This window comes from Marinobacter alexandrii, from assembly GCF_005871205.1.
Classification (GTDB): Bacteria; Pseudomonadota; Gammaproteobacteria; order Pseudomonadales; family Oleiphilaceae; genus Marinobacter; species Marinobacter alexandrii.
In genome coordinates, this window is record NZ_SWKM01000014.1 from 336,807 (window position 1) to 361,894 (window position 25,088).

Annotated in this window: 21 protein-coding genes; 15 read left to right on the forward strand and 6 right to left on the reverse strand. The window is 55.2% G+C overall.

Annotated features, from left to right (window positions below; genetic code table 11):
* Window positions 1-40: 40 nt before the first annotated feature.
* On the forward strand, window positions 41-1,138 hold the full coding sequence (locus tag FCS96_RS15440; protein ID WP_138441270.1) for an alcohol dehydrogenase family protein: 1,098 nt from the start codon (window positions 41-43) through the stop codon (window positions 1,136-1,138).
* A gap of 107 nt (window positions 1,139-1,245) precedes the next feature.
* Here the strand turns inward: FCS96_RS15440 and FCS96_RS15445 are convergent, their stop codons facing one another.
* Window positions 1,246-2,550: a ferredoxin reductase family protein gene (locus tag FCS96_RS15445; protein WP_138441271.1), complete on the reverse strand. Its 1,305-nt coding sequence runs from the start codon at window positions 2,548-2,550 to the stop codon at window positions 1,246-1,248.
* A 213-nt stretch (window positions 2,551-2,763) separates the two neighbouring features.
* On the opposite strand from FCS96_RS15445, the gene FCS96_RS15450 reads away from it, so the two are divergent.
* A complete protein-coding gene (locus FCS96_RS15450) occupies window positions 2,764-4,479 on the forward strand; it encodes a protein adenylyltransferase SelO (RefSeq protein ID WP_138441272.1) in 1,716 nt (571 codons plus the stop codon).
* 71 nt (window positions 4,480-4,550) lie between these two features.
* Here FCS96_RS15450 and FCS96_RS15455 read toward each other — a convergent pair whose 3' ends face one another.
* The 3 genes from FCS96_RS15455 to FCS96_RS15465 are packed head-to-tail and all read right to left on the reverse strand — an operon-like array spanning window position 4,551 to window position 7,369.
* On the reverse strand, window positions 4,551-5,396 hold the full coding sequence (locus tag FCS96_RS15455; protein WP_138441273.1) for an SDR family NAD(P)-dependent oxidoreductase: 846 nt from the start codon (window positions 5,394-5,396) through the stop codon (window positions 4,551-4,553).
* 11 nt (window positions 5,397-5,407) lie between these two features.
* The gene (locus tag FCS96_RS15460; RefSeq protein WP_138441274.1) at window positions 5,408-6,379 is read right to left on the reverse strand and encodes an LLM class oxidoreductase; all 972 of its coding nucleotides are present in this window, start codon (window positions 6,377-6,379) and stop codon (window positions 5,408-5,410) included.
* Between the two features lie 3 nt (window positions 6,380-6,382).
* A complete protein-coding gene (locus tag FCS96_RS15465) occupies window positions 6,383-7,369 on the reverse strand; it encodes a zinc-dependent alcohol dehydrogenase family protein (protein ID WP_138441275.1) in 987 nt (328 codons plus the stop codon).
* A 310-nt stretch (window positions 7,370-7,679) separates the two neighbouring features.
* On the opposite strand from FCS96_RS15465, the gene FCS96_RS15470 reads away from it, so the two are divergent.
* Both FCS96_RS15470 and FCS96_RS15475 read left to right on the forward strand, forming a co-directional pair.
* A complete protein-coding gene (locus tag FCS96_RS15470) occupies window positions 7,680-8,591 on the forward strand; it encodes a DMT family transporter (RefSeq protein WP_138441276.1) in 912 nt (303 codons plus the stop codon).
* A gap of 58 nt (window positions 8,592-8,649) precedes the next feature.
* Window positions 8,650-9,558 carry a LysR family transcriptional regulator gene (locus FCS96_RS15475; protein ID WP_138441277.1) on the forward strand — a complete coding sequence of 303 codons (909 nt, stop codon included), beginning with the start codon at window positions 8,650-8,652 and terminating at the stop codon, window positions 9,556-9,558.
* A 138-nt stretch (window positions 9,559-9,696) separates the two neighbouring features.
* Here FCS96_RS15475 and FCS96_RS15480 read toward each other — a convergent pair whose 3' ends face one another.
* Window positions 9,697-9,948 (reverse strand): hypothetical protein, encoded by a 252-nt coding sequence (locus FCS96_RS15480; protein WP_138441278.1) that lies wholly within the window; start codon window positions 9,946-9,948, stop codon window positions 9,697-9,699.
* A 416-nt stretch (window positions 9,949-10,364) separates the two neighbouring features.
* Between FCS96_RS15480 and FCS96_RS15485 the strand changes: the two genes are divergently transcribed.
* The 6 genes from FCS96_RS15485 (at window position 10,365) to FCS96_RS15510 (ending at window position 18,984) form a co-directional block, all read left to right on the forward strand.
* Complete coding sequence (locus FCS96_RS15485) at window positions 10,365-11,399, forward strand: lipid A deacylase LpxR family protein (RefSeq protein WP_138441279.1); 1,035 nt, start codon at window positions 10,365-10,367, stop codon at window positions 11,397-11,399.
* Window positions 11,400-11,511: 112 nt separating this feature from the next.
* Window positions 11,512-11,835 carry a thioredoxin gene (gene trxA, locus FCS96_RS15490; RefSeq protein WP_138441280.1) on the forward strand — a complete coding sequence of 108 codons (324 nt, stop codon included), beginning with the start codon at window positions 11,512-11,514 and terminating at the stop codon, window positions 11,833-11,835.
* Between the two features lie 126 nt (window positions 11,836-11,961).
* Complete coding sequence (locus tag FCS96_RS15495; RefSeq protein WP_138441281.1) at window positions 11,962-12,909, forward strand: LysR family transcriptional regulator; 948 nt, start codon at window positions 11,962-11,964, stop codon at window positions 12,907-12,909.
* Between the two features lie 304 nt (window positions 12,910-13,213).
* Window positions 13,214-14,389 (forward strand): efflux RND transporter periplasmic adaptor subunit, encoded by a 1,176-nt coding sequence (locus FCS96_RS15500; RefSeq protein WP_138441282.1) that lies wholly within the window; start codon window positions 13,214-13,216, stop codon window positions 14,387-14,389.
* Between the two features lie 10 nt (window positions 14,390-14,399).
* Window positions 14,400-17,591, forward strand: coding sequence for an efflux RND transporter permease subunit (locus tag FCS96_RS15505; RefSeq protein WP_138441283.1), 3,192 nt, complete (start codon window positions 14,400-14,402; stop codon window positions 17,589-17,591).
* Window positions 17,584-18,984: a TolC family protein gene (locus tag FCS96_RS15510; protein ID WP_171040813.1), complete on the forward strand. Its 1,401-nt coding sequence runs from the start codon at window positions 17,584-17,586 to the stop codon at window positions 18,982-18,984. Before FCS96_RS15505 ends, FCS96_RS15510 begins: the two co-directional genes overlap by 8 nt.
* A 187-nt stretch (window positions 18,985-19,171) precedes the next feature.
* Here the strand turns inward: FCS96_RS15510 and FCS96_RS20085 are convergent, their stop codons facing one another.
* Entirely contained in the window at window positions 19,172-19,315 is a 144-nt protein-coding gene (locus FCS96_RS20085) for a hypothetical protein (RefSeq protein WP_171040815.1), read from the reverse strand.
* A gap of 199 nt (window positions 19,316-19,514) precedes the next feature.
* On the opposite strand from FCS96_RS20085, the gene FCS96_RS15515 reads away from it, so the two are divergent.
* From FCS96_RS15515 to FCS96_RS15535, 5 genes are all read left to right on the forward strand, one after another.
* Window positions 19,515-20,411, forward strand: a complete 897-nt coding sequence (locus FCS96_RS15515; protein ID WP_138441285.1) for an AraC family transcriptional regulator — start codon at window positions 19,515-19,517, stop codon at window positions 20,409-20,411.
* 354 nt (window positions 20,412-20,765) lie between these two features.
* Entirely contained in the window at window positions 20,766-22,088 is a 1,323-nt protein-coding gene (locus FCS96_RS15520; protein ID WP_138441286.1) for an ABC transporter substrate-binding protein, read from the forward strand.
* Between the two features lie 82 nt (window positions 22,089-22,170).
* On the forward strand, window positions 22,171-23,118 hold the full coding sequence (locus FCS96_RS15525) for a carbohydrate ABC transporter permease (RefSeq protein ID WP_138441287.1): 948 nt from the start codon (window positions 22,171-22,173) through the stop codon (window positions 23,116-23,118).
* Between the two features lie 17 nt (window positions 23,119-23,135).
* Window positions 23,136-23,969, forward strand: a complete 834-nt coding sequence (locus tag FCS96_RS15530; RefSeq protein WP_138441288.1) for a carbohydrate ABC transporter permease — start codon at window positions 23,136-23,138, stop codon at window positions 23,967-23,969.
* Window positions 23,970-23,981: 12 nt separating this feature from the next.
* Window positions 23,982-25,085: an ABC transporter ATP-binding protein gene (locus FCS96_RS15535; protein WP_138441289.1), complete on the forward strand. Its 1,104-nt coding sequence runs from the start codon at window positions 23,982-23,984 to the stop codon at window positions 25,083-25,085.
* The last annotated feature ends 3 nt before the right edge of the window (window positions 25,086-25,088 follow it).

A 25,088-nucleotide genomic window follows, 5' to 3' on the forward strand; every position in this document is an offset into this window, starting at 1 on the left:
GCTGGCGGGCATTTGCAAAGCGATGATTGAGGGCAGCAGCATGAAACAGAACGACATTCCTGAGGTAATGGCGGGCGTAGTGCTTACAGGTCATGGTGGTCTGGACAAGCTCGAGTACCGGGACGATCTCGCGGTCCCCAAGGCCGGTGTTGGCGAGGTGCTGATCGAAGTGGGTGCCAGCGCAATCAATAATACCGATATCAACACCCGCACTGGCTGGTACTCCAAAGGCGTGACGACCGGGACGGACCAGGGCGCAGCCGGTTTTGAGTCCGCCAACGAGGAAGACGGTGGCTGGTCTGGACAGCCTCTGAGCTTTCCGCGCATTCAGGGTGCTGACGCTTGTGGCCGTATTGTTGCCGTAGGTGAGGGCGTGGACCCGGGCCGGATCGGCGAGCGGGTGCTGGTGCGCCCCATGCAACAGGCGCCTGATGATCCCTCTTCCTACAACCTCATCACGTTCGGTTCGGAGTTTAATGGCGGCTACGCGGAATACGCCGTGGCACGCGCCAGCGAAGTGTTTGCGGTGAACAGCAACCTGACTGACACCGAACTGGCTTCGTTCCCCTGTGCCTATTCCACGGCGGAGGGAATGCTGGACAGAGTCGGTTTGAAGGCAGGTGAACGCATTCTGATTACCGGTGCTTCCGGCGGTGTCGGATCGGCTGCGGTTCAATTGGCCAAGCGTCGTGGCGCTGAGGTCATTGCAGTGTGTGGGGAAGCCAAGTTCGATGAGGTTCGAGAGCTGGGGGCGGATAAGGTGATCCCCAGAGGTCAATCTCTGCTTGAAACGCTTGAGAAGGACAGCGTTGACGTGGTGGCGGATCTGGTTGCTGGCCCGCAGTGGCCGGAGCTGCTTGAGGTGCTGAGCCGAGGCGGGCGTTACGTGGTATCCGGTGCGATCGCCGGCCCCATTGTGGAACTGGATGTGCGCACTCTGTACCTGAAGGACCTGAGCTTTTTCGGGTCTACCTGGCAGCCAAAACGCGTATTCGAGAACCTGATCGGCTATATCGAGCGGAATGAAATTCGTCCGGTGGTGGCAAAAACCTACGCTTTGCGCGATGTGGTGCAGGCTCAGGAGGACTTCATGGCCAAGCGCTTTTCGGGAAAGCTGGCTATTAAGGTCAAGACTTAGACCCTCACTAGCGCAATACGAAAACAAGAAGTATCGAGCATAGTGTGATGTTGAGGGCCCAGATTATCCATGAAACCCTTCGCCGTGTGCTCAGGCGTTTGATTGGATTAGTCATAGCTGAACCGCTCCGACAGGATACGATGAGAGGGCGTGCCCCTCTCAATCAGGTGATCTTCAACGATATCCATCATGATTGCCGGCCCGCACATCACGAAGACCCATTCGCTGAACTCTTTCTCGGTAAATACCCGATCGATTAGCGCCGCATCTATGAAGCCTGTCTCTCCATGCCAGGTTTCTGGCGGTTCCTGAAGAACATAGAAGACGTCCTCCGTATCCAACTCCTCACGATAGGCAATCTGATCGATTATCCGATTTCCATAGATCACCTTTACCTCGCGCGCATCGCCGGTCAGGCGCATTTGCCTGAGTATGCCCAGCAGCGGGGCAAGGCCGACGCCCCCTGCGATGAGAGCGACCCCAGGTTCAGTGCGACCATCGAGAGAAAGATTGCCATAAGGGCCATCAAGATAGGCGACTGTTCCAGTTCTTATCTGGCCGATTGTCCGTGTGAAGTCGCCAAGTTCTTTGATCATGAACGATAGTTCCGGTCCGGCCGCTGGCGCTGAGCAAATGGAGAACGGGTTTTCTTTCAGCGAGAAAGGGTTGTTTCCCACATTGAGCCAGACGAATTGCCCGGCTTTATAATCCAGCCCACGATGACCGTCTGGTTTTACGGTCACTTCCCACTGCTTGGGCGTCAATCGGGCGACGGCGGTCACCCGCCAGGGGCGGGCCCTTTGCAGAAGGGGAACCAGGAGGTAAACAGAAAGTAGAGACCCGATAGCCAGTCCAGTCATTGCCAACCACACCCAGCTCATCACAGGCTGCGATCCGTACCGCCCTGCATACACGGTGTGGTGCAACAGAAGAACTGCAATCAAAAGCGCGCCTATCCCATGTAAGAGACGCCATGTCTCGTATCTGAAGTTTAATTGGGCGCGCCCGATGGCCAGCAGCACAAGGCTTGGAAGAAGCAGATAGGCGGCAATGCCTGTCGACAGAGCGGAAAAATCTGTCGTAATCGTCAATGCACGCGTGGGGTCCCATGGGCGTTGACCACCTGAGGGCGTCCCCTGGTAAAGAAACGGGTGCAGCAGAGCGAAGACCAGTGCCGTACGGGCCATGATCTGGTGAAACCGCATGGTTACATCCAGGCCTACGCCATTTGAAATGGCCTTGAAACGGCCTGACAAGATGAATTCCATGAGGACCATCGAGAAGGCAAGAATGCCCATGCCGGAGGCCAGTTCCTGCTGGAACTGGCGCGGCGGTCCGCCGACCCACCAGGACAGGACCAACGGCAATGTGACAACGACCAGGTAACCGACGATCAAAAAGAGCGGTTTCATCTGTCTTGTTTTCCCTTCCTTTGGGCATCTAATCTAGTCTTCTACAGAGTCCTTGGCAAAGCGCTGGCGATGAAAAACGAATCGGCTATGGCGTCAGGAGTAGGGCATGAGGAAGCAGGTCAGATTTTGCAGACAACCCAGTCAACGCAAGACAGAACTCACTTATCCATGCACACTGCTGACCGTCATCAAATCTACGTGCGAGGAGCCCCTATGCTAAAGCGACCGCCCCAGGAGAGATCTCCTTTTATCTCGAACTTCGAGGATGTCGCAGAGCTGGCTGACTTTTCGCTCATGGACACTCTTAACTGTGACCCTGAGGCGAAAGCAAACGGGGCCGACCACGAGCCGCGTCAAGTCTTCTCGGGCCACTATGTTCCGGTAAATCCCACACCCATCGAGAACCCCGAGTACATTGCGCACGGCCAAACTCTGTTTCGCGAACTGGGCTTCGCTGACAACATGGTGCAGTCCGACGACTTTGTGCGCGTATTCTCCGGCGACCTATCGCAGGTTCCGGAGCCGATGCGCCGGGTAGGGTGGGCGTGCGGCTACGCTCTTTCCATCTTTGGCACCGAATACAGCCAACAGTGCCCGTTCCAAACCGGCAACGGATACGGCGACGGTCGCGCCATTTCGGTGCTTGAGGCGGTTATCAATGGACAGCGTTGGGAAATGCAGCTTAAAGGTGGCGGCCGGACGCCCTACTGCCGGGGTGGGGATGGCCGGGCGGTTCTTCGGTCAAGTGTTCGGGAATTCCTGGCACAAGAGCATATGCACGCGCTCGGGGTTCCAACGTCTCGGTCGTTGAGTTTGTACGTTTCGAAAACAGAGAAGGTCAGGCGCCCCTGGTACTCAGAGGCTTCACGTTCGATGAATCCAGATGTACTGATATCTGAGCCAGTCGCGATCTCGACCCGCGTCGCACCCTCTTTCATTCGGGTTGGCCAACTCGAGCTTTTTAGTCGCCGTGCTCGCAAGAATGAGCATCCGCAGGCCATGGAGGAGCTTGAGAAGATTGTGCTGCATTTGATCGATCGTGAGTACAGTGACGTCATTGACCAAACACTGATCACTGCCGAAAAACTGGTACTGCTCGCGCGTGAGTTCCGCGGTCGGCTCACGTCGCTTGTGGCCAACTGGGTCCGCGTCGGCTATTGCCAGGGAAACTTTAACAGTGACAACTGTGCCGCCGGGGGCTTCACTCTCGACTACGGTCCATTTGGATTCTGTGACGTTTTTAACCCGCAGTACCAGCCATGGACGGGTGGCGGACACCACTATTCGTTCCTGAATCAACCGGCGGCAGCAGAGCGTAATTTCCACACGTTCTGCTCGACACTCCGGCCCTTGCTGACGGCAGATCCAGAGCATCTGCAACAGCTCGAAGAGATTCAAAGTGGTTTTTCAAGGGTGATGATAGAGCAAATGGAGCAAATGTGGGCGACCAAACTCGGGCTTGCCACCTTTGACGCGGCCTTGTTCAGCGAGCTCGAAAGCTTGATGGTGAACACACCTGTTGATTACACCATTTTCTTTCGAGAGCTCTCCGGCGTGCCTGATGATATTACCCCTCTGAAGAAGAGCTTTTATACCGGCTCGAGGCACGGTGCCAATCCGGAAGCGATGGATGCAGCCTGGTCAGAGTGGTTTACGAAATGGAAATCACTGACGGCTTTGCAGTCTCGCGAGGAGCTTTCTCGTCAGATGAAACTGGTTAATCCAAAATACAGTTTGCGGGAATGGTTCGTGGTACCTGCCTATCAACAAGCGGCTGCGGGAGACTATTCTTTGCTGCGAGAGTTACAGGAAGTCTTCACGCAACCATACGCCGAGCAATCGAAAGACGTGGAAGAAAAATACTACCGGCTAAAGCCGTTGGAACTCTTTGGCGTTGGTGGGTCGTCGCACTACAGCTGTTCGTCGTGATTTCAGGTGTGAGCGACAAAGCCTTTTCCCACACAAATTGCTACATCTGTCATCCAATTTCCGCAACTGGATTATTCATTTTCGGTGATGAAGTGACCATCTATATTCGTACCAACAGCGGCTACTAACGTTTCGATAGCTGCTACAACCTCTCGGCATTTCCTGTCATCCAGAGCGTCCGCGTGTGGCGCTCCGAACCCACCTTTATCGTTGTCGAAATACTTTCCCGAAGCATTGGCAAACTCTTCTGAAAGCGCTGCGCGGACAAGCACATTGGCTCCGATAGACAGGCTTTTTCCGGCAATTCCGAAACCCTCTTTGACCATCTTTGACGCCAGCAGGGAGCCGGGATTGACCGCCACAAAAACCAGCCCCTGATGGCTGCTGGACTGCGCGAGGGCATGGTTCCACATGGTCAAAGCCAGCTTACTTTGGGCGTAAGCCGACATGTCGTCCAGAAAGCGCTTCTTCCCCCGAAGGGCGTCAAGCTCAACCGTCGCCTGTGCGGCGGATGACAGGTTCACAACCCGGGCATCGGGCGCCAGAACGGGTAGCAAGCGCTTTGTCAGCAGATACGGTGCAACCGTATTCACGGCGAACCGGACATCCAGTCCGTCCTGGGTGACGGTTTCAGGAACACGCATGACACCGGCGTTATTGATGATCACGTCCAACTGGTCATGCTCTGTGGTGATGGCTTCTGCCAAAGAATCCACTTCAGCCAGACGCGACAGATCCGCCTTATAGGTGTAGATCAGTCCCGCGCCTCTGCTGTCAGCCAACGTTCTTTCTGTCGCCGCCAGCTTTTCTGCATTTCTTCCATGCAAAAGAAGCGTGTGTCCCTCGGAGTAGAGACGTTTTGCGGTTTCCAGCCCGATGCCATCAGTAGCGCCGGTGATCAGGATTTTCTTGGTCATGGTTTGTGTCCTTATGCCGGGAATTCGGGGAGCAGGTCTTCTGCGAGGTACAGGAGCGTTTCCTCAATGTCCGCCTGATTGAACCGTAGGTTCAGCGCCACATGGTTTACACCAATTTCTTCCAACGATTTCAGGTAAGTCTTCAGAAACTTGATGCCCGATCTGAAGCCCAGATGAATGGGCTGAGGCGGTGCATCGGGATCTGCCACCAAGTCGATGTACAGGGATTGCATCACGGGCTTTGAAACCCCTGTTTTATCGGGAATACCGTCACGCCATGACCTCACGGCGTTTGCCTGGTCGTCAACATTGCGCGGGTAAGTAATCAAGCCATCACTGTGGCGAGCGCCCCATTGTGGCTCCTGTTGGCTTCCGCCGGTAATCAACATCGGAATCTTTCCTGCCGCTGGCTTGGGAAGCAGGTCCATCTCCCCGTTCGTTTTACCATAGCGGTTTTCAAATGCCGGTGCGGTTGCGGCCATCTTGCGGATGTACTCGAAACTGTCCCGAAAACGCTCGCCCCGGTTTGCGTAGCTCTCGTTGAGGGCCGGGTATTCATCGGGTCGGTCGCCGGATGCGATTCCAAGTATCAAACGACCACCGGACAGTTGGTCGACACTTGCTGCGGCTTTCGCAACATGCGCAGGGTGGCGAAGTGGCAATATCAGACTCGCGACACCGAGGGCGATCCGATCGGTTTGCCCCGCCAGAAAACCAAGATAAACGAACGGATTGAATACTTGGCCGGCATCACCGAACGAGGGCACATTGAATGGGACATCGCGCAACCATACCGCGGAAAAACCGGACTTCTCGGCCAATCGCACACGTTCAAGGTGCCGATTCATCGACGGTACGGGGCCGCTGGAGTAACTCTCCAGCGGAGCTACCAGGCCAATACTCAATCGATTCGGCTGAAAGACCTGATTGTAGCCCCGATTGATCTGGGCAAATGTCTTTGTGCTCTCGTTCAGTGCCGGCATTTGTTAAATCTCCACGACGACCTTGCCGATGGCCTGGCCGCTGGTCAGTCGATCATGGGCCTTACCCACTTCGGCCAGGTTGAAGCGCTGATCATCGAGGAGTGGTTTAACGCCACCCTGATCCACAATCTGCGCCAGTTGCGCCAGAATGTCTCCGTGCGCTTCCCGATGATGGTTGTGCAACATGGGGATCAGCATGAAGACAACGTGAATCGACAGGCCTTTGAAGTGCGCTGTCATTAGGTCCAGCTCAACCATGGCGACCGTCGTGCTCACATGGCCATTCAGGGCCGCCGCTTCAAAGCTGTTGGTCATGTTTGCGCCACCGACTGAATCGAATACCACATCAAACCCGGCTCCCGAAGTGTGGGCCTGGACATAGTCGTTTACGGTTTCAGTCTTGTAGTCGATTGGCGTAGCGCCGTAGCCTTTGAGGATGTCGAATGCCTGTTCACCGGAGGCTGTTGAATAAACAGTGGCACCAAAGTGTTTGGCCAACTGAACCGCGACATGGCCAACGCCACCAGTTCCGCCATGAACCAGAACTTTCTGTCCGGCTTTCACTCCGGCACGTTGCAGTCCCTCGAAGGCGGTTATGCCGACCAGCGGCAAAGCGGCGGCTTCACGCATCGTCAGGCTCTTGGGTTTGTGGGCAATCAGCTGTGCGTCGGCGGGCATGTACTCAGCCAGGGCACCCTGCAAATCGGCCAGGCCACCAGCACATCCGTAAACTTCGTCGCCGGGTGCAAAACCGGTCACGCCTTCACCCAGGGCCTCAATAGTTCCGGCGAAGTCCATGCCGAGCACTGCAGGTAGCTCCGGGGAGAGGGGAAGATCCTTGCCCATCTGGCGGATCATGGTGTCGACGGTGTTGATGCTTGTTGCCGCAACGCGGACGATCACCTGGCCGGGTTGGGCCGAGGGTGCTGTCATTTCCGTTTGCTCAAACGCTGCCTGCTCGCCGTACTGATTGAGAACCATCGCTTTCATTGTGTGCCTCCAATTCATTCTGTGGTTTGTTCAAAAATCTATCGAACAGATTATTGATTCGTAAAAGCAGAATAAATGGCCAATAATCGTTTTCAGAATTCGTAAAATGAATATAAATGCCAAAGTGCCACGGCTATGGGCTGGTTTGGGTTCAGCGTATGGCCGTCGGTTGGTGGTATTTACATAGCGGGGATTTCCGGGCAACGTTCCGCTCCTTTTGCTTTGAGGGCAGTTCCCATTGCCGACAATGGTGTTGGCCGGTTGCGCTCAGAGGATTGGGCGTCGTGTTTATTCTGGTTAGAGAGGGAATATGAGGGCTAAGTCGGGTTCGGTGGTTTTTCTTTGGGCAGCAGCGCTGTCAGCCGTTTTTATGGGTACCATCGGTGCAATCTCTCTCTATGCTGGTGCCGGTGCTGAGACCGTCACCTTCTATCGTCTTTTCATCGGTGCGCTTTTGATGGCGGCCTATCTGTTTGCAAGCGGGCAACGCAGCAAGGTCTTGATGTGGCCTGGAGGAAAGGTACTTGTCACCGGTGCCTTCCTTGCCGGTTTCGTTATGTTCTACATACTGGCCATTGAATACACCAGTATGGCCAACGCTGTCATGGTGATGTATCTGGCCCCGGTGACTGCTTCGGTAGTGGCCCATTTTTTCCTCGGCGAGCGTCTTACCACCGCCAGTATCGGGCTGATTGGCTTCGCGTTACTGGGGTTCGCGATGATGATGGAGTTTAACTTCAGTCTGAGCGGGAGAGCAGAGGAGGCTATCGGACTGGTGTACGCGTGTTGTGCCATGCTGTGTTACTCAGCGTTTATGTTAACCAATCGCCTGATCGACGATCGTATTCATGTGTTGAGCCGCAGCGGCTTCCAAATGCTGGCAGGGGCTTTGTGCATGTTGCCACTGATGCTGATTAAAGGTGAGGGCATCGCTATGGCGCAGTGGGGCTGGCTGATTGCCGCGGGTCTGGTACCTGGATTCCTCGCGATCATGTTGGCAGTTGTCGCTTTGAGGGAGTTGCCCGCAGCTACGTTCGGCACCCTTGCTTATCTCGAACCCATCACCGTTGTGGCAATTGCCTGGGCCCTGTTTGACCAGAGTCTGAATACTATGCAGCTCTCGGGATGTCTGCTGATTATTTTGTCGGGTATTGCTCAGGCATGGCTATCGACCCGGAAGTCTGGTCAAAAGGACATCGACTGCGTTCCTGCTGAGGCCTGATCTATCGCCTCAAAAAACGTTGGATAGAATTTCATGATTTTCAGGCGGATGTGAAGGCATGGATACTGAGGGAATTAAACTGTTCGTTCTAGCCGCGGAGAAGCTCAACATAAGTGCCGCCGGTCGGGAACTGGGCATGCCTCCGGCCGTTGCCAGTGCAAGGCTTGCCAAACTGGAGAAAACGGTCGGAGCCGATCTACTGCGTCGCTCCACACGAAAAGTGGCATTATCGACCGAGGGCGCGGAGTTTTTGCCCTTCGCAAAGGAAATTCTGGCGCAGGAGAATGCGGCGCTGGCGGCCATGGGGTTTGGCAATGAAAACGTGTCCGGTACCTTACGGTTTGCCGCATCCAGCACCTTCGCCCAGCAATACATCATGCCGCTGGTACCCGAGTTTCTGGACCAGTACCCGGGCATTAATCTCGATTTGCGGTTATCGGATATGGAGCTGGATCTTATCCAGGGCAGCTTTGACCTTGCCCTGAGAGATGCGGTGCTGCCAGACAGCAACCTGAAAGCGCGGAAACTGGCGGATGATCAACGGGTATTCTGCGCCTCCCCCGAGTATCTGGCGAAATGGGGAACACCAGGGCACCCGGACGATTTGCGCGCCCACCAGCTAATAGCCTTCAAGTCCCAGGCTACGATCAACCTGACCGGCCCCCAGAGTGAGCAGAGTCAATTTAATCCCCGCACATCGCAAAACCGGCTGATTATCGATGACGGTTTGAGCTACAAGATAGCGACTATGGAGGGGGCAGGGATTGCCATACATGCTCTGTGGAGCGTTCATCGGGAACTCGCCGAAGGCACCCTGGTTCAGGTTCTGCCAGATTACCAGATGGATGCGGAGCCGGCGCTTTGGCTCGTCTACCCCAAGTCCAATGTATTGACGGCCAAGGTTCGGGTGTTCATTGATTTTCTGCTGGATCGAATTGGCAGCAGGCCGCCATGGATGCAGGGCTGAGTGGATGGAAGATTGGATTAAAGAGCGGAGGGAAGAGCGAAAAGGGTTAGGCAAAGAGGGCGGTAAAGCCGGTTAAAGCGGAGTCATCGGAAAAACGCACCGTCCCTGGTGCCAAGACGCACATGAAATATTCAAAACTTAGCCGTGGCTTTCGGACTTAACTTCACCACGAATAACAATCTGACCGCTGTACGGTGCTGGCTCTGCAGCGTCCTTCTTGGCATTCTCAGAACGAACTTCGCCGCGAATGACCACTTGGCCGCTATAAGGTGCGGGCTGGGCAGTTTCTGAACGCGGTTCGTCAGATTTGCGATCCGCCAGAGTTGCATGGGCAGGAATGGCCGCGAAGGCGATTAGTGAGGCGAGGGTTACCAGAGCAAATTTACGCATAACATCTTCTCCTGAGTTTCAATTGGTTAATGCTTCAATCGATACCGACTAGGTGGTCGCTATCTGATGGAGTGAAGTATGCGGACGGTTTTGCGCCGTGAATAATTCGGAATCAGTATGGGTGATATCACGCCAGGTTATGGTTTTGGGCATTCGGTCTTTGTCTTGATCATTCGCGAACTGCTAATTTTCCGATGAAAAATGTTAAAGATAAATTAAACCATAAAGATAGGAGGACTTCCTCAAGCTGACTTAACGAGTGACGAAATCCAATCATGTTTAAAAAACGAAGTACAACTACGTACGTATCACGGATAGTGATACTCCAAATACGATCTTCTTATTAGTCCTCGACGCCCTTCCTGCCAAGAATAGCCGCCAACTCGATCAACGATCTCGAAGTACTGGAGTTGGCCATGCGTTACCTTTCACTCGCCTTTGCACTCGGTTTTACCGCAGTCTCAACCACCGGTCTTGCGGCTGGTCCGGATTCTGTGATCGCGTTGTCTACGGACAACGATCTGTTTGCCCCAACTCAAACGGACCGGGACTACACCGCTGGCGTGGCGATTACCTACGCATCGAATTCTCCGGAGTTTGGCAACAATGTGTATTCGCGCCTGGCAGGGAGTATCGATCGTAGTTTGCTGGGCAGCTTTACTGCATTTCCCGACAAGGCCGCGAGTACCTCACTGGAGTTCGGCGTTTATGGCTTTACTCCCGAGGAAATTTCCGCCCGGCGGATTGATTATGACGACCGTCCTTACAGTAGCCTGGTGTACCTGTCGACCAGCAAAAGCTACCAGGGCCTAGCTGGTAAGTCCGGTTGGACCACCTCGCTGACGATCGGTGCCCTTGGCCTGGATCTGTTCGAATCGGGCCAGAATTCTATCCATAAGGTCATTGGAAGTGACAAGGCGGAGGGCTGGGACCACCAGGTTTCAGAGGGTGGCGAGCCGACCCTGCGGTACTCAGCCGCCTATCACCAGTACCTTAATGGCAGCGAGCCGGACAGCAAGTTCAAGGTGACCTATTTCGGAAGCGTGGGGTATCTGACGGAGTTTGGTGCCGCTCTGGTGTTTCGTGATGGGTTGATCTCCTCACCTGATAACCGCTTCAACCCCGAGTTGATGGCATACGGGGAGCGGGCTCCAGGTGTTTCAGCCTCGGGCGGCCGGGAAAACTATTTCTGGGGAGGGCTATCGGTAAAGGCCCGCGCCTACAACGCGTTCTTACAGGGGCAGTTCCGGGATTCCGACCATGAACTTGGCGCTAATGACCTGAATATCCTATTGGCGGAGGTGTGGGGCGGGTATACCCACTCGCTTTGGAACGGAGTGGAACTGAGCTATGTGCTTCGGGTTCAGAGCTCGGAGATCAAAAGTGGTACGGGGGATCGCACCTTGGCTTGGGGTGGCCTGGTGCTCAGTAAACGACTGAGCAGTCGTTGATGCGGCCGCGGTCATCATCTGGGGAAATGCCATGTATACGTCTGAACAATTGGTTTTAATCCGAACCAGACTGCATGGTTAGGGCAAGTATCAAAGTGAAAGGAGGAATAGAATGACAAACATTATCGATGTAAACGACAGCAATTTTGAGACGGCAGTGAGCCAAAACGGCAAACCGGTATTGGTGGATTTCTGGGCACCCTGGTGCGGCCCGTGCAAAACCGTGGGGCCGATCGTTGAGGAAATCGCCGATGAGTTTGGCGACGAATTGGTTGTAGCCAAGGTGAACGTGGACGACAGCCCCGAAACGGCAGCCCGCATGGGCATTCGGAGCATCCCGACGCTGGCACTGTTCCGCGACGGTGGGGTTATCGCCCGTCAAACTGGCGCCGGTAGCCTCGGTCAATTGCGTACCTTCGTGAAAGGTAATATCTGACAACCTAAGCCGCTTGAACGCCCTGTCGCTTGGCAGGGCGTTTTTGCGTTTCAGTTGCGCCCTATGTAATTGCTCGGCAGACTTATTGGCGACAGTCGTCATTATCCAGTTCCAGGAACCTACACGATGAAAACGCAGGAGCTGCAACTCCTTTATATTTTTGATGCCATTATGACTGAACGCTCGGTTACTCGGGCGGCAGAGCGGCTTGCCATGACACAGCCGGCGGTGTCGAACGCTATTTCTCGGATGCGCCAGATCTGGAACGACCCCTTGTTCGTCCGAAAAGGGCGCAATATTGAGCCGACGTCTTACGCTCTGAGCCTATGGGACCAGGTTGGCAATCCCATGTACGCTCTGACCAACGCGGTGAGTGCCACCCAGTTCGATCCGGCCAGTTCCAAACGGAAGTTCCGGATCGCTGCGACCGATGTCATTGTGGAAATGATCTGGCGGCCGCTCATAGAGTTACTTGAGCGAGAAGCGCCGGGCGTTGACCTGCACGCGGTTCCGTACACCCCGGATGGCAGCTATGACGATCTGAGAGAGGCGCATGTTGATTTGGCGGTTGGTGTGTTGAACCAGCATGACCACAGCCTGCGCAGTACCTGGTTGTTCGAGGGTGGGTATGTTCTTGCCATGCGCGAGGGCCATCCGCTGGCGGGCAGGCCCATCACCATGGAAGAGTTCCTGTCGGCGCGCCATCTGCTGGTGTCCATGTCAGGCGAAGCTCATGGCTTCGTAGACAGCTACCTGGATCAGAAGGGGCAGAGCCGCCGAATTGCCACCACGGTTAACCACTTTTCGATTGTGCCGCAGATATTGAGAGACACGAACCTGATCGCGGCGGTGCCGGAGTTGATTAGTCAGGATTGTGGTTTTGTAAATGGACTTTGGATGGGTGCGTTGCCGTTCGAGATTGATCCCACCAGTCTTTACCTGATCTGGCACGCCCGTCATGACCGTGACCCCGGCATTATCTGGATGCGCGAACTTCTCGAGCGTCTGCTTCGGGACCGCTGGCATGACATCATGGCCAATTCGCCCTGTGGTCGGCACCTGGAAGCGGTCTAAGTCGGACATTAAAAATGTCAGACGTCAGAACGAACCTCCCGTTGAAAGTTCAAGTCGTCGGTTCGTTGGTCGCTGGAAGGGCTAGCCGATGGAGTGGGGCGCCACAGGGTGACTCGCCGGATCAGCAGAGCAATATCACCCCCAGTGATAAAACCAATACGGCATGATGATTATTCCTGCATCCACGAAGTAAAGATAATTCTCGGCAAGAACAACTCCGGTTTGGGTTTTAGCAGTCACTGATCTGTGTCCTCTCTCAGGTCCCCGCCGAAGTCCCCATCATGAAAGAAAAAGGGTCTAGCCGATGAATTATCGAATTCTCGCCGTACTGAGTGCGGCAGTTTTTGTTCTAGCAGGTTGCGAGAGTGCAGCGCAGGACACTGCGAGCGAAGCGAGATCTCCGTCGGTTGAGGTGATCGCCGCCGTCAGTGCCCGGGTTCAACCCCAGAAAACGTACACAACCCGGATTGAAGCACCCGAAAGTGTTGAGCTTAGGCCTCGACTGTCCGGCGTGATCGACAAGGTCCATTTTGTCGAGGGGCAAAAGGTGGAGAAGGGCAACGTCTTATTCCAATTGGATGATCGCCACCTTAACGCCCGCATTGAACAGCTGAACGCCGAACTGGCTCGTTCGCGCGCCGCGCTTCACCAAGCAAAAGCTGAAGCCGAGCGTGCGGGCCGGCTGTTGCGCAGCAACGCCATTTCTGAAGAGCAGGCGGAACTGCGCGGCTCCGTGCAGCAGCAGGCGGAAGCCGAGGTTTCATCCCTGAACGCCCAGCTCAGGGAAGCAGAGCTACAGTTGAGCTACGCCACTATCCGTTCACCCATCGATGGAGTGATTTCCCGGGCAAACATTACCGCTGGGAATACCGTAATCGCCAATCAGAGCCATCTGACGACCATTGTCTCTGATCAAGACCGTTACGCCTATTTCGATATGGACGAAGGCACCTGGTACCGGTTCTTCAGCGCCCGAGATCGAGCGTTGAGCTCTCCGGTTCGCATTCAATTAACCGGCGAGCAGGATTTTCCTCACGTTGGCCGGATTGATTTTGTTGACAACACCATTGATACCAACACGGGTACTCTGCGGCTGAGGGCGGTATTGGGCAACTCCGGTGACGCATTGGTGCCGGGCGCCTTTGCCAGGGTCAAGATCGCTGTAGCAGAAACAGAAAACAAGATCATGGTTCCAGACCGCGCCATTGCCACCGACCTGGACAGCCGCTTTGTATTGACTGTGAATGAGCAGGGTGAAACCAACTACACCGCTGTGAAAATTGGCGAGCGATTCGGCAGCTTCCGGGTTGTCGAGCAGGGTCTGGTTGAGGGTGATGTACTGGTGGCCAATGGCACGGCCAAGGTAGGGCCTGGTATGACTATTGATCCGGTCATGCTGTCTGAGTCGCCATCGGGCGTTGCGTTCACACTTGAAGAGCACGCACCGGAAGTCCAGCAGACTGCCGGCGTAGAGTTCTGAGGCCGATGCCATGAAATTTCCCCACTTTTTTATAGATCGGCCGATATTCGCCACCATGCTGTCCCTGGTCATCCTGATCGGGGGCGGTATCTCGCTGTTCCAGCTTCCAATCAGTGAATACCCGGAAGTGGTTCCGCCAACGGTTGTTGTCACCGCGAATTACCCGGGGGCAAACCCAAAAGTGATTGCCGAAACCGTGGCTTCGCCCCTTGAGGACGAAATCAATGGCGTCGAAAACATGCTGTACATGGCCTCTCAGGCAACCGCCGACGGACGCATGACGCTAACGGTGACCTTCGCCCTGGGTACGGATCTGGACAAAGCCCAGGTTCAGGTACAAAACCGCGTCAACAGTGCCTTGCCACGTCTGCCCGAGGAAGTACAACGCCTGGGTGTGGTGACCGAGAAATCATCACCAAATCTGACCATGGTCGTGCATCTGCACTCGCCGGATGACAGCCGAGATATCACCTATCTGGCCAATTATGCTGAGCTCAATGTCAAAGACGAAATAGCTCGCCTGGGTGGCGTGGGTGATGTGCAGCTGTTCGGTGGTGGTGAGTATGCAGTGCGTCTCTGGCTTCAGCCCGATGAACTCGCTGCCCGCAACCTGAACGCATCGGATGTTGTTAACGCTGTACGCGCACAGAACCGTCAGGTTGCGGCCGGTACCCTGGGCGCGCAGCCTGCGCCAACTGATAGCCAGTTCCAACTTCTGCTGAATGTGCGCGGTCGCCTGACCTCGCTGGAAGAGTTCCGGGATATCGTGCTCAAGGTTGGCGAGAGCGGGGCGATTACCCGGTTATCGGACGTGGCCCGTGTTGAACTGGGCCAGAACACTTACGCGCTACGGGCTATGTTGAACGGCAATCCCGCTGTTGCCATGCCGGTCTTCCAGCGCCCGGGTTCCAATGCCATCGAGCTCTCCGACAGCGTTCGTGGAACCATGGATCGGCTGTCTGAATCGTTTCCACAGGGCGTAACCTACGACATCGTGTATGACCCGACAGTATTCGTTCGCGGCTCAATCGACGCGGTGATTACCACCTTGCTTGAGGCAATCCTGCTGGTGGTTGTGGTTGTGGTGCTGTTCCTGCAGACCTGGCGCGCATCCATCATTCCATTGGTGGCGGTCCCCGTCTCTCTAGTAGGCACCTTTGCTGTGATGCAATGGCTTGGAGTGTCGATCAACACGTTGTCGCTGTTCGGACTGGTACTGGCTATCGGCATCGTGGTCGACGACGCCATCGTGGTGGTCGAAAACGTGGAACGGAACATTCAACGGGGCCTTTCGCCCCGTGAGGCCACCAAGGTTGCCATGAATGAGGTGACCGGGCCGATCATCGCCATTGCCCTGGTGTTGTGTGCGGTCTTCATTCCGACGGCATTTATTACCGGGTTGTCCGGCCAGTTCTATAAGCAGTTCGCACTGACCATCACCATTTCGACCGTCATCTCGGCCATCAATTCACTCACGCTGTCACCAGCGCTGTCGGCTTTGCTCCTCAAAGGCCATGGCGAAAAACCGGATCGGTTGTCCAGGGGGCTGGACAAGGTATTCGGCCGTTTCGTGTTCCAGCCATTCAACCGGTTTTTTGACCGGACGGGTGCGGCCTACGAAGTATTGGTCAAGAAACTGATCCGCTACGGTGCCATCGTTGGGGTGGTTTACGTTGGTCTTACCGTTTTCTCGGGCCCCTTGTTCAACACCGTTCCTGGCGGCTTCATTCCCCAGCAGGACAAGCAGTACCTGGTCGCCGTTGCGCAGCTGCCTGACGCCTCGAGCCTGGATAGAACCACGGCCGTGGTGAGTGAAATGGAACAGATTGCACTGGAAACGGATGGCGTAGCCAATACGGTTGCCTTCCCGGGGCTCTCCATCAATGGCTTCACCAACAGCCCAAACAGCGGCATTGTTTTTCTGCCACTGGATGACTTTGGCGATCGAGACAGCGCGGAACTCAGCGCCGGCGCCATTGCGGGTAAGCTGAATGCAGCGTTTGCCGGCATCGACGAAGGCTTTGTAGCGGTGTTCCCGCCGCCCCCCATTCTGGGCCTGGGCACCACCGGCGGCTTTAAACTGCAGATAGAGGACCGCGGAAACAAGGGCTTCGAAGCACTGTTCGCGAGTTTGCAGACCACCCTGAACGAGGCGCGCAAACACCCGGCGCTGACCGGGCTTTACTCCAGCTTTCGGGTCCAGGTGCCTCAGTTTGACCTGGACATAGACCGGGAACGGGCGATGCTCCTGGGAATTCCCCTGGAGTCGGTCTTCGACACATTGCAGGTGTACCTTGGGTCACGCTACGTCAATGACGTAAACCTGTTTGGAAGTACCTATCAGGTGATTGCCCAGGCAGAGGCTGAAAAGCGGCTTGATCCGGAGCACATACTGAACCTGAAAGTCCGCAATCGGCAGGGGCAGATGGTTCCGCTGTCAGCAATCATGGATGTCCAGGCCACCACCGGCCCGGATCGGGTTATGCGTTATAACGGTTACCCCACCGCGGAACTGAACGGCGCACCAGCCCCGAACTTCAGCTCCGACCAGGCTCAGGCGGCCATCGAGGAAGTACTGGCTCAGACACTGCCCGCAGGAATGGCCTACGAATGGACGGAAGTGACCTATCAGCAAGAGCTGGCCGGTAACACAATGGTGTACGTGTTCCCGCTGGTGATCCTGCTCGTGTTTATTGTCCTCGCCGCCCAGTACGAGAGTCTGCGGTTGCCGTTCGCCATCATCCTTATCGTACCGATGACCCTGTTGTCTGCGCTGGCCGGAGTTTGGCTGACCTCGGGGGACAACAACATCTTCACCCAGATCGGGCTGATCGTGCTGGTGGCCCTTGCGAGCAAGAACGCGATTCTAATGGTGGAGTTTGCCCGGGATCTGAATCTGAGAGGCTACAACCACTATCAGGCGATCGTGGAAGCCTGCCGCTTGCGGTTGCGCCCGATCCTGATGACCTCCATTGCGTTTACCGCTGGCGTGGTTCCGCTGGTGCTGGCCAGTGGTGCCGGTGCTGAAATGCGCGAGGCCATGGGCATTGCCGTGTTCTCCGGAATGATTGGTGTAACGGTGTTTGGCCTGCTGTTCACGCCGGTGTTCTACGCAGTGATTCAACGGACGAAGACCGAAGCAAGGTCCGATGAGAAGACCCAGGCAGCACTCGAACAGATCGCGGAGACCAACCATGCCTAAGAACGTTGTCAGCATAGTGCTGGGTTCATTATTGCTGGTCGGTTGTGCCGCCACGCCTGACTACGAGCAACGACATGACGCCAACGAGCGTTACCTCGCAGGCCTGGAATTCGGCGTACAGTCTGATGCCTCAACCACGGTCAGCTGGTGGAGAGATTACCAGGATGACCAGCTCAACCGACTGATTGAAGTCGCTCAGGCAGCCAATCTGGATCTGCTTTCCACCGGGCAGCGGGTCCGTCAGGCTCTGGCGGATCTTGGTGCCGATGAAAACCGGTTTCTGCCACAAGGCGAGGTAGCCGGTGAATACGAGGTTATCGACCGAAACCGTGTTCAGGAATCCTCCTCTGTCGGCCTTGCGGCGTCCTGGGAAATGGACCTGTTCGGGCGTCTTCACGCTCTGGTTGATGCCGGGGAAGCCAGTCTGGAAGTTGCACTCAATAACCAGCGCGCGATGCTGAAAGAAGTGACCGTCGGCGTTGTGCGTGCCTACCTTGAGTGGGAAGCTTCGCGACAGCGGGTTGAGTTGATCAGCGCCGATATCCGGGCGCTTGAAGACACTCGGGAGGTCATGGCGCTTAGGGTGAAAGAAGGTATTTCCCCTAAGCTGGACCTTGCGAGGGCAGACACTTTGCTGGAACAGCAACGGGCCAAATTGCCTGACGCCCGGGCACAGTTGTATCGGGCGAAAGCGGTGCTTTCGGTTCTCGTCAATGAGGATCCCGAGACACTGCTCCTGAGCCCCGCGTCCAGCGTGTTGGCCGCGTCGGTTGGGGTTCCGGAAGCTGATCGGGCGAACGAAGCCATGCGACTGCGTGCCGATATCGGCGGTGCACTGGCTTCGCTTGCCAGGGAAGTGGCCCTGGGAAATGCGTTGCGGGCTGAGCTCTATCCGCAGTTCTCGGTGGAGGGCTTCCTTGGTTTTACCAACCTGGCAGAGGTATCCGACGGGTATGAGAGCACCGCGAGTATTTCGCCGAGAATCTCCTGGTCTTTGCTCAGTTATCCGCTGATCCTCCAGCGCGTAGAGGGCCAGAACGCGGTGTCAGAAGAAAGCTATATCCGTTACAAGCAGACCATCATTGATGCAGTAGCAAATACACGAGTGGCGGTGTTTGCCTACGGACGAGCGCTGGAGGCTGATCGCGCAACGGGTAGGGCGTTCGAGGCAGCCAATGAATCCTTCAGCATCGCGTCGACAATGCACCGCGAGGGCGCCATCGGCTATCTTGATCTGCTGGACGCCAATCGAACATTCATTTCAGCCCAACAGGACCGGCTGTCTGCCAAGCTGGCGTTTGCGACGGCGCAGTTGGGCGTTGTCGAGGAGTTTAGTGGGGTGTGGTCTTCTGCCGCACATCGAAAGCTGTTAGAAAAAAAGCAGAGCTCATAGAGCCCTGACCTTAAACGACGGAGCATCACTTAACGTGATGAGAAAAATGATCGTAAAAAAATGCCTCTACTGCCGGCAACGCAGTAGGGGCTTTTTTCTGAAGGTAAGGGCGTCCAGAGGTGTTGGATCGGCTCAACTGGCACAAAAAAGGCGGTCACGCGGACCGCCTCTGATGCAATGCAATGTTTCAGACTTCGCTATTGATCACAGTTGTCTCGGATTGCGGATTATTGCCGCGCTCGATATCGTCTTGGCTTACGCCTTCGGCCTGGGCCAATGCAGAAAAAGATATTACGGTAACAACGAATAAGAGTTTGTTCAGAGCTTTCATTTGAAATTCCACCTGTTTGAATGGGATGTATTGGAACGACAACGCCTTATTGGCTTGAAGTCATTCTCTCCGGTTCGGTCGCGATGGAATAATAATGACGCGATATAGCTAACATCAGTCTCGATGATAATCACCAGATTTCAGGTTCAGTTTAATGCGGTACACTACGGGTAGAGAACACTTCTGAAAGGCGGGCGTAATGGGAGCTGAAAAGCAACGCATCAAACCCGAGTTTGAATGGGTTGAGCAGCGGGGGGATCGGTCGATCCGGTATCTGGATCATGGCTACCCGCACATGCTTGTGCGCTGGCACTATCACGAGGAGTATGAACTCCACCTGATCACCGAAACTTCAGGCAAGGTCTTTATTGGTGATTATATTGGCAATTTTTCTCCCAACAGTTTGATTCTGGTGGGCCCTAATCTCCCCCATAACTGGATCAGCAACATAGAGAAAGGGGAGCGGGTTGAGCTGCGCGACCGGGTCATTAATTTCTCCCATGACCTCATCACCGCTTGTGATTCGGTGTTTCCTGAAACCCGAGCTCTGGCGCCGTTCTGGCAACGTGCCGAGTATGGCATCGAATTTCTGGACGCTACCAAGATACCAGAGGCTGTTGCGTTGTTTGAGGAAATTGCCGAATCGACCGGATTCCGACGCTTGACCCGTTTTTGGACGCTGATTGAACTTCTGGCGGCAATGACCGATTACCGTGTGCTGTCCTCTTCGACCTACCTGCCCATCACCGATGAAAAAATTCTCAACAGGCTGAACCAGGCCCTGGATCTTATTTTCGAGCACTACCACACCGGGATCTCTCTCGAAGAGGTGGCAGCGCATGTGAACGTCAGCCCAACCTATTTCTCGAAGTTCTTCAAAAAAGCCACGGGGCATAGGTTCATTGAGTTCATTAATAGCCTCCGCATCAACAAAGCCTGCGAGCATCTGGCTCACAGTGACGAACCCATTACTGAAATCTGCTTTTTGGTTGGTTTCAATAACATCGCCAACTTCAACCGTCGCTTCTACGACGTGAAAAAAATGACCCCATCGGAATATCGAAAAACCTCCCTGGACGTCCTGTACCAGAGCTGACCACCTGCAATCTCCCGCCTGTTTATTGGTTAGTTATCACTTTTAGAGCAATACTTTCTGGTTATAAGTATTTCACTTTCCTGATCGCCAATTCTCGTTTAGAACCCCCGCTGGTGCTCGGTTTCGGCCTAAAAGGGGCGCCGCGCCAATAGTGGGCGACCCCGATAGACAGCAAAAAAGTATAGAAAAATGACAAGGTACGTATTTGTTCGGTTCTCACATAGAGCGTGTAATTGGCTCGTGCAATTAGCTGTGTCCAAGCGTGTTGATTGCGCCAGGTCTACAGTTTAAGAAAGCTCTACGAATTAAGAGCAATTTGATCGACCTACTCCAAAAACAAACAGAGGTTCGAGCATGAACAACAATCGATATCTTTCCGCTGTTATGGCGGTTGGCATGACCGCTGTTGCGTCCTCCGCAATGGCCGCCACCAAAGTAACGATCGGCACTGTGAATAATGGCGACATGGTTCGCATGCAGGGCCTCTCCGAGGAATTCGAAAAGCTTTATCCACACATCGATCTGGACTGGGTAGTGCTTGAGGAAAATGTCCTGAGGCAGCGCCTGACGACCGATATTGCCACAGATGGCGGCCAATTCGATGTGATGACCATCGGCATGTACGAAGCACCCATCTGGGGTGAAAAGGGTTGGCTGACGCCAATGAAGGATCTGCCTTCGGACTATGATATGGCAGACATTTTCCCTTCAGTTCTTGGGGGCTTGTCCTCCAAGGGCACCCTTTACGCACTGCCGTTCTACGCCGAAAGCTCCATGACCTTCTATCGCAAGGATCTGTTCGAGGCCAATGGCCTCAGCATGCCTGACCAGCCTTCCTGGGATCAGATGAAGTCTTTTGCCGAACAGCTCCATAAGCCGGAAGAAGAGCAGTACGGTATCTGCCTGCGCGGCAAGGCAGGATGGGGCGAGAACATGGCGCTGATCACCACCATGGCCAATGCTTTCGGTGCCCGCTGGTTCGACGAGAACTGGAAACCTGAATTCACCGGGCCTGAGTGGGAGAACGCCGTCAGCTTCTATGTTGATCTGCTCGGCAACTATGGACCTCCTGGCGCCAGCTCCAACGGCTTCAACGAGAACCTCGCGCTGTTCAACAGTGGCAAATGTGCCATGTGGGTGGACGCTACGGTCGCTGGTGCTTTCCTGACCGACGAAACGCAAAGCAGGGTGGCTGACCAGATCGGCTTTGCCCTGGCGCCGGAGCAGGTAACCTCTAAAGGTTCCGGTTGGTTGTGGTCCTGGGCCCTGGCGGTTCCGGTGAGCTCGGACGCCAAAGAAGCGGCCAAGACCTTTATTACCTGGGCCACATCCCGCGCCTATAGCCAGCTGGTTGAGGAAACCTACGGTATTGCCAATGTGCCGCCTGGCACACGCACCTCGACCTACGACAACGCGGAATACCTTGAAGCTGCTCCGTTTGCGACCCGAACCCTGGAAGCAATCGGCAACGCCGATCCCAACGATTCCACGTTGAATCCTTCCCCCTATGTGGGCGTTCAGTTTGCCGCTATCCCGGAGTTTCAGTCGATCGCAACCCAGGTCGGCAAGCTAATCTCGGGCGCGCTGGCAGGGTCGATGTCGGTCGATCACGCGCTGAAGGCGGCGCAATCGATCACCTTGCGTGAGATGACTCGCGCTCGCTATTACTCCAACTGAATACCCGGCCAAGACGAAACAACAATGACCTGATGCAGGGACCGCTTTGGCGGAGCCTGCTTGGGGTCACCGGAGAACCGAAATGAAGACCACCACTCTGAATGTAGGTTCCGCGAGCCCCGCCGCGGAACCCCAACAGGACAGCCGCAAGGGCGGCAAGAGGAAGACCTCCCGCATCAATCGTTTCATGGTGTCGCCGTCGGTGCTCGTCCTGGCACTGTGGATGGTGATTCCGCTGTCCATGACCATCTACTTTTCTTTGATTCGCTATAACCTGCTGTATCCCGGCGATAACGAATTTGTGGGACTGGAAAACTTCCGGTTCTTTGTCACCGATTTCGGATTCATGGCGGGCATGAGCAACACTCTGATGCTGGTCGGTGCCGTGCTGTTGATTACCGTGGTTCTGGGTGTACTCATTTCGTTGTTGATTAACCAGGCGTTCTGGGGCCAGGGCATCGTCCGGATACTCCTGATATCGCCATTCTTTATCATGCCGACCGTGAATGCTCTGATCTGGAAGAACCTGCTGCTGCACCCGGTGTCAGGAGTCTTTGCAGCCATCTGGAAGTTCTTTGGCGCCACGCCGATTGACTGGTTTTCCGAGTTTCCGCTGTTTTCGATCATCATGATCGTTTCCTGGCAGTGGCTACCGTTTGCCATTCTGCTGCTGATGACGGCACTGCAGTCTCTGGATCAGGAACAACAGGAAGCGGCACGCCTGGATGGCGCCGGTCCCTGGGCTCTGTTCTTCCATCTCACATTGCCGCACCTTGCTCGTCCGATTGCGGTGGTGGTGATGATTGAAACCATCTTCCTGCTGTCAATCTTTGCCGAAATCTTCACCACCACGGGCGGTGGGCCAGGTTATGAGACTACCAACCTTGCGTACCTCATCTACAGCCAGGCGTTGCTGCAGTTCGATGTCGGACTGGCTTCGGCCGGTGGCCTGATCGCCGTTGTGCTGGCCAACATTGCCGCCTTCTTCCTGGTGCGGCTGATTGGCAAAAGCCTGACTGAAAAACAATGATTTCCGGAGGTTACAAAATGCTTAGCCTAAAACAACGACGTAGCCTGAACACCCTGCTTATGGGGGTGTTGGCGTGGGGGGTGGCCCTGGCCATTTTCTTCCCGATTTTCTGGATGCTGCTGACCAGCTTCAAAACAGAAATCGATGCCTTCGCCACACCGCCGCAATTGTTCTTCTCGCCGACCCTCGAGAATTACACGCTGGTTAACGAACGCAGTGACTATCTGCACTTTGCCTGGAATTCGGTGGTGGTGTCTTTCGGATCCACGATCATCGGAATGATGCTCGCCGTACCCGCCGCCTATTCCATGGCCTTTTTTGAGACCAAGCGTACCAAAGGGACACTGCTGTGGATGCTGTCCACCAAAATGCTGCCGCCGGTTGGCGTGCTGGTGCCGATTTACCTGCTGTTCAAAGACACCGGCTTGCTCGATACCAAAACCGGACTGGTCATCATCTACACGCTGATCAATCTGCCGATCATGATCTGGATGGCCTACACCTACTTTAAAGAGATACCTAAAGAAGTGCTCGAGGCCGCTCGAATGGACGGCTCCACGCTGTTCCAGGAGATCTGGCGGGTACTGCTGCCCATGAGCAAGGGCGGTCTGGCGGCAACGGTGCTGCTGTCACTGATTCTCAGTTGGAACGAGGCGTTCTGGTCACTCAACCTCACGGCTTCGGAAGCGGCCCCGTTGACGGCCCTGATCGCATCTTACTCAAGCCCTGAAGGCTTGTTCTGGGCCAAGTTGTCAGCCGTATCGACCCTGGCTTGTGCTCCTATTCTTATCTTTGGCTGGATCAGCCAGAAACAGCTGGTTCGCGGCTTGTCCTTTGGCGCTGTCAAATAACGGAGATTTCCCATGGCTAACTTAACAATAAAGAACCTCAAGAAATCCTTCGGGGATATCGAAATTCTCAAGGGCATTAACCTCGAGATTAAAGACAACGAATTCGTAGTGTTTGTCGGGCCGTCAGGCTGCGGCAAGTCCACACTGCTGCGCTCCATTGCCGGGCTGGAAGAAGTCACCAGTGGCCACATTATGCTGGACCACAAAGAGATCACAGATTTGGCCCCGGCCAAACGTGATCTGGCGATGGTGTTCCAGAGCTACGCCCTATACCCCCACATGTCCGTGCGCAAGAACATGTCGTTTGCACTGGAGCTGGCGAAAGAAACCAAGGACGTGATCGGCAAAAAAGTCGCCGAAGCTGCTCGAATTCTGGAGCTGGAGCCTTTGTTGGAGCGCAAACCGAAAGAACTGTCTGGCGGCCAGCGTCAGCGGGTGGCGATTGGCCGTGCCATCGTGCGCCAGCCCAAGGTGTTCCTGTTCGATGAGCCACTGTCGAACCTGGATGCCGCCCTGCGGGTGCAGATGCGTCTGGAGCTGGCTCGCCTTCACCACGATCTGAACGCCACCATGATTTACGTTACCCATGATCAAGTTGAGGCCATGACCCTCGCCGACAAAGTGGTGGTATTGAACCAGGGCCGGATTGAACAGGTGGGTACACCTCTGGAGCTATACCGCAATCCTGCTAACCGCTTTGTTGCGGGCTTCCTTGGGATGCCCAAGATGAGCTTCCTGCCGGGCAAAGTAACGGCTATTGATGCCTCCAGCGTGACCGTTGAGCTGACTTCGGGTGCCTCCGTAAACTTACCTGCGGCCAGTGAACACCTGCGCAAGGGCAGTGCTGTCACCGTTGGCGTTCGGCCGGAGAACATTGATGTGGTCGAACCGAGTGAGAGTTCACTGACTGGCTACATGGACATTGCCGAGAGCTTGGGCAGCGATACCTACTGCTACGTGAAAACAGATGGCCAGGAGACGCTGACCGTTCGTATGCCCGGCAACTTTGCCTGTAACTACGGTGATCGCATCGGTTTACGCCTGCACGTGGATGAATGCCACTTGTTCGATGAGCAGGGTAACGCCGTTCAGAAACCCAGCCGAATGGCAGCGTGACCT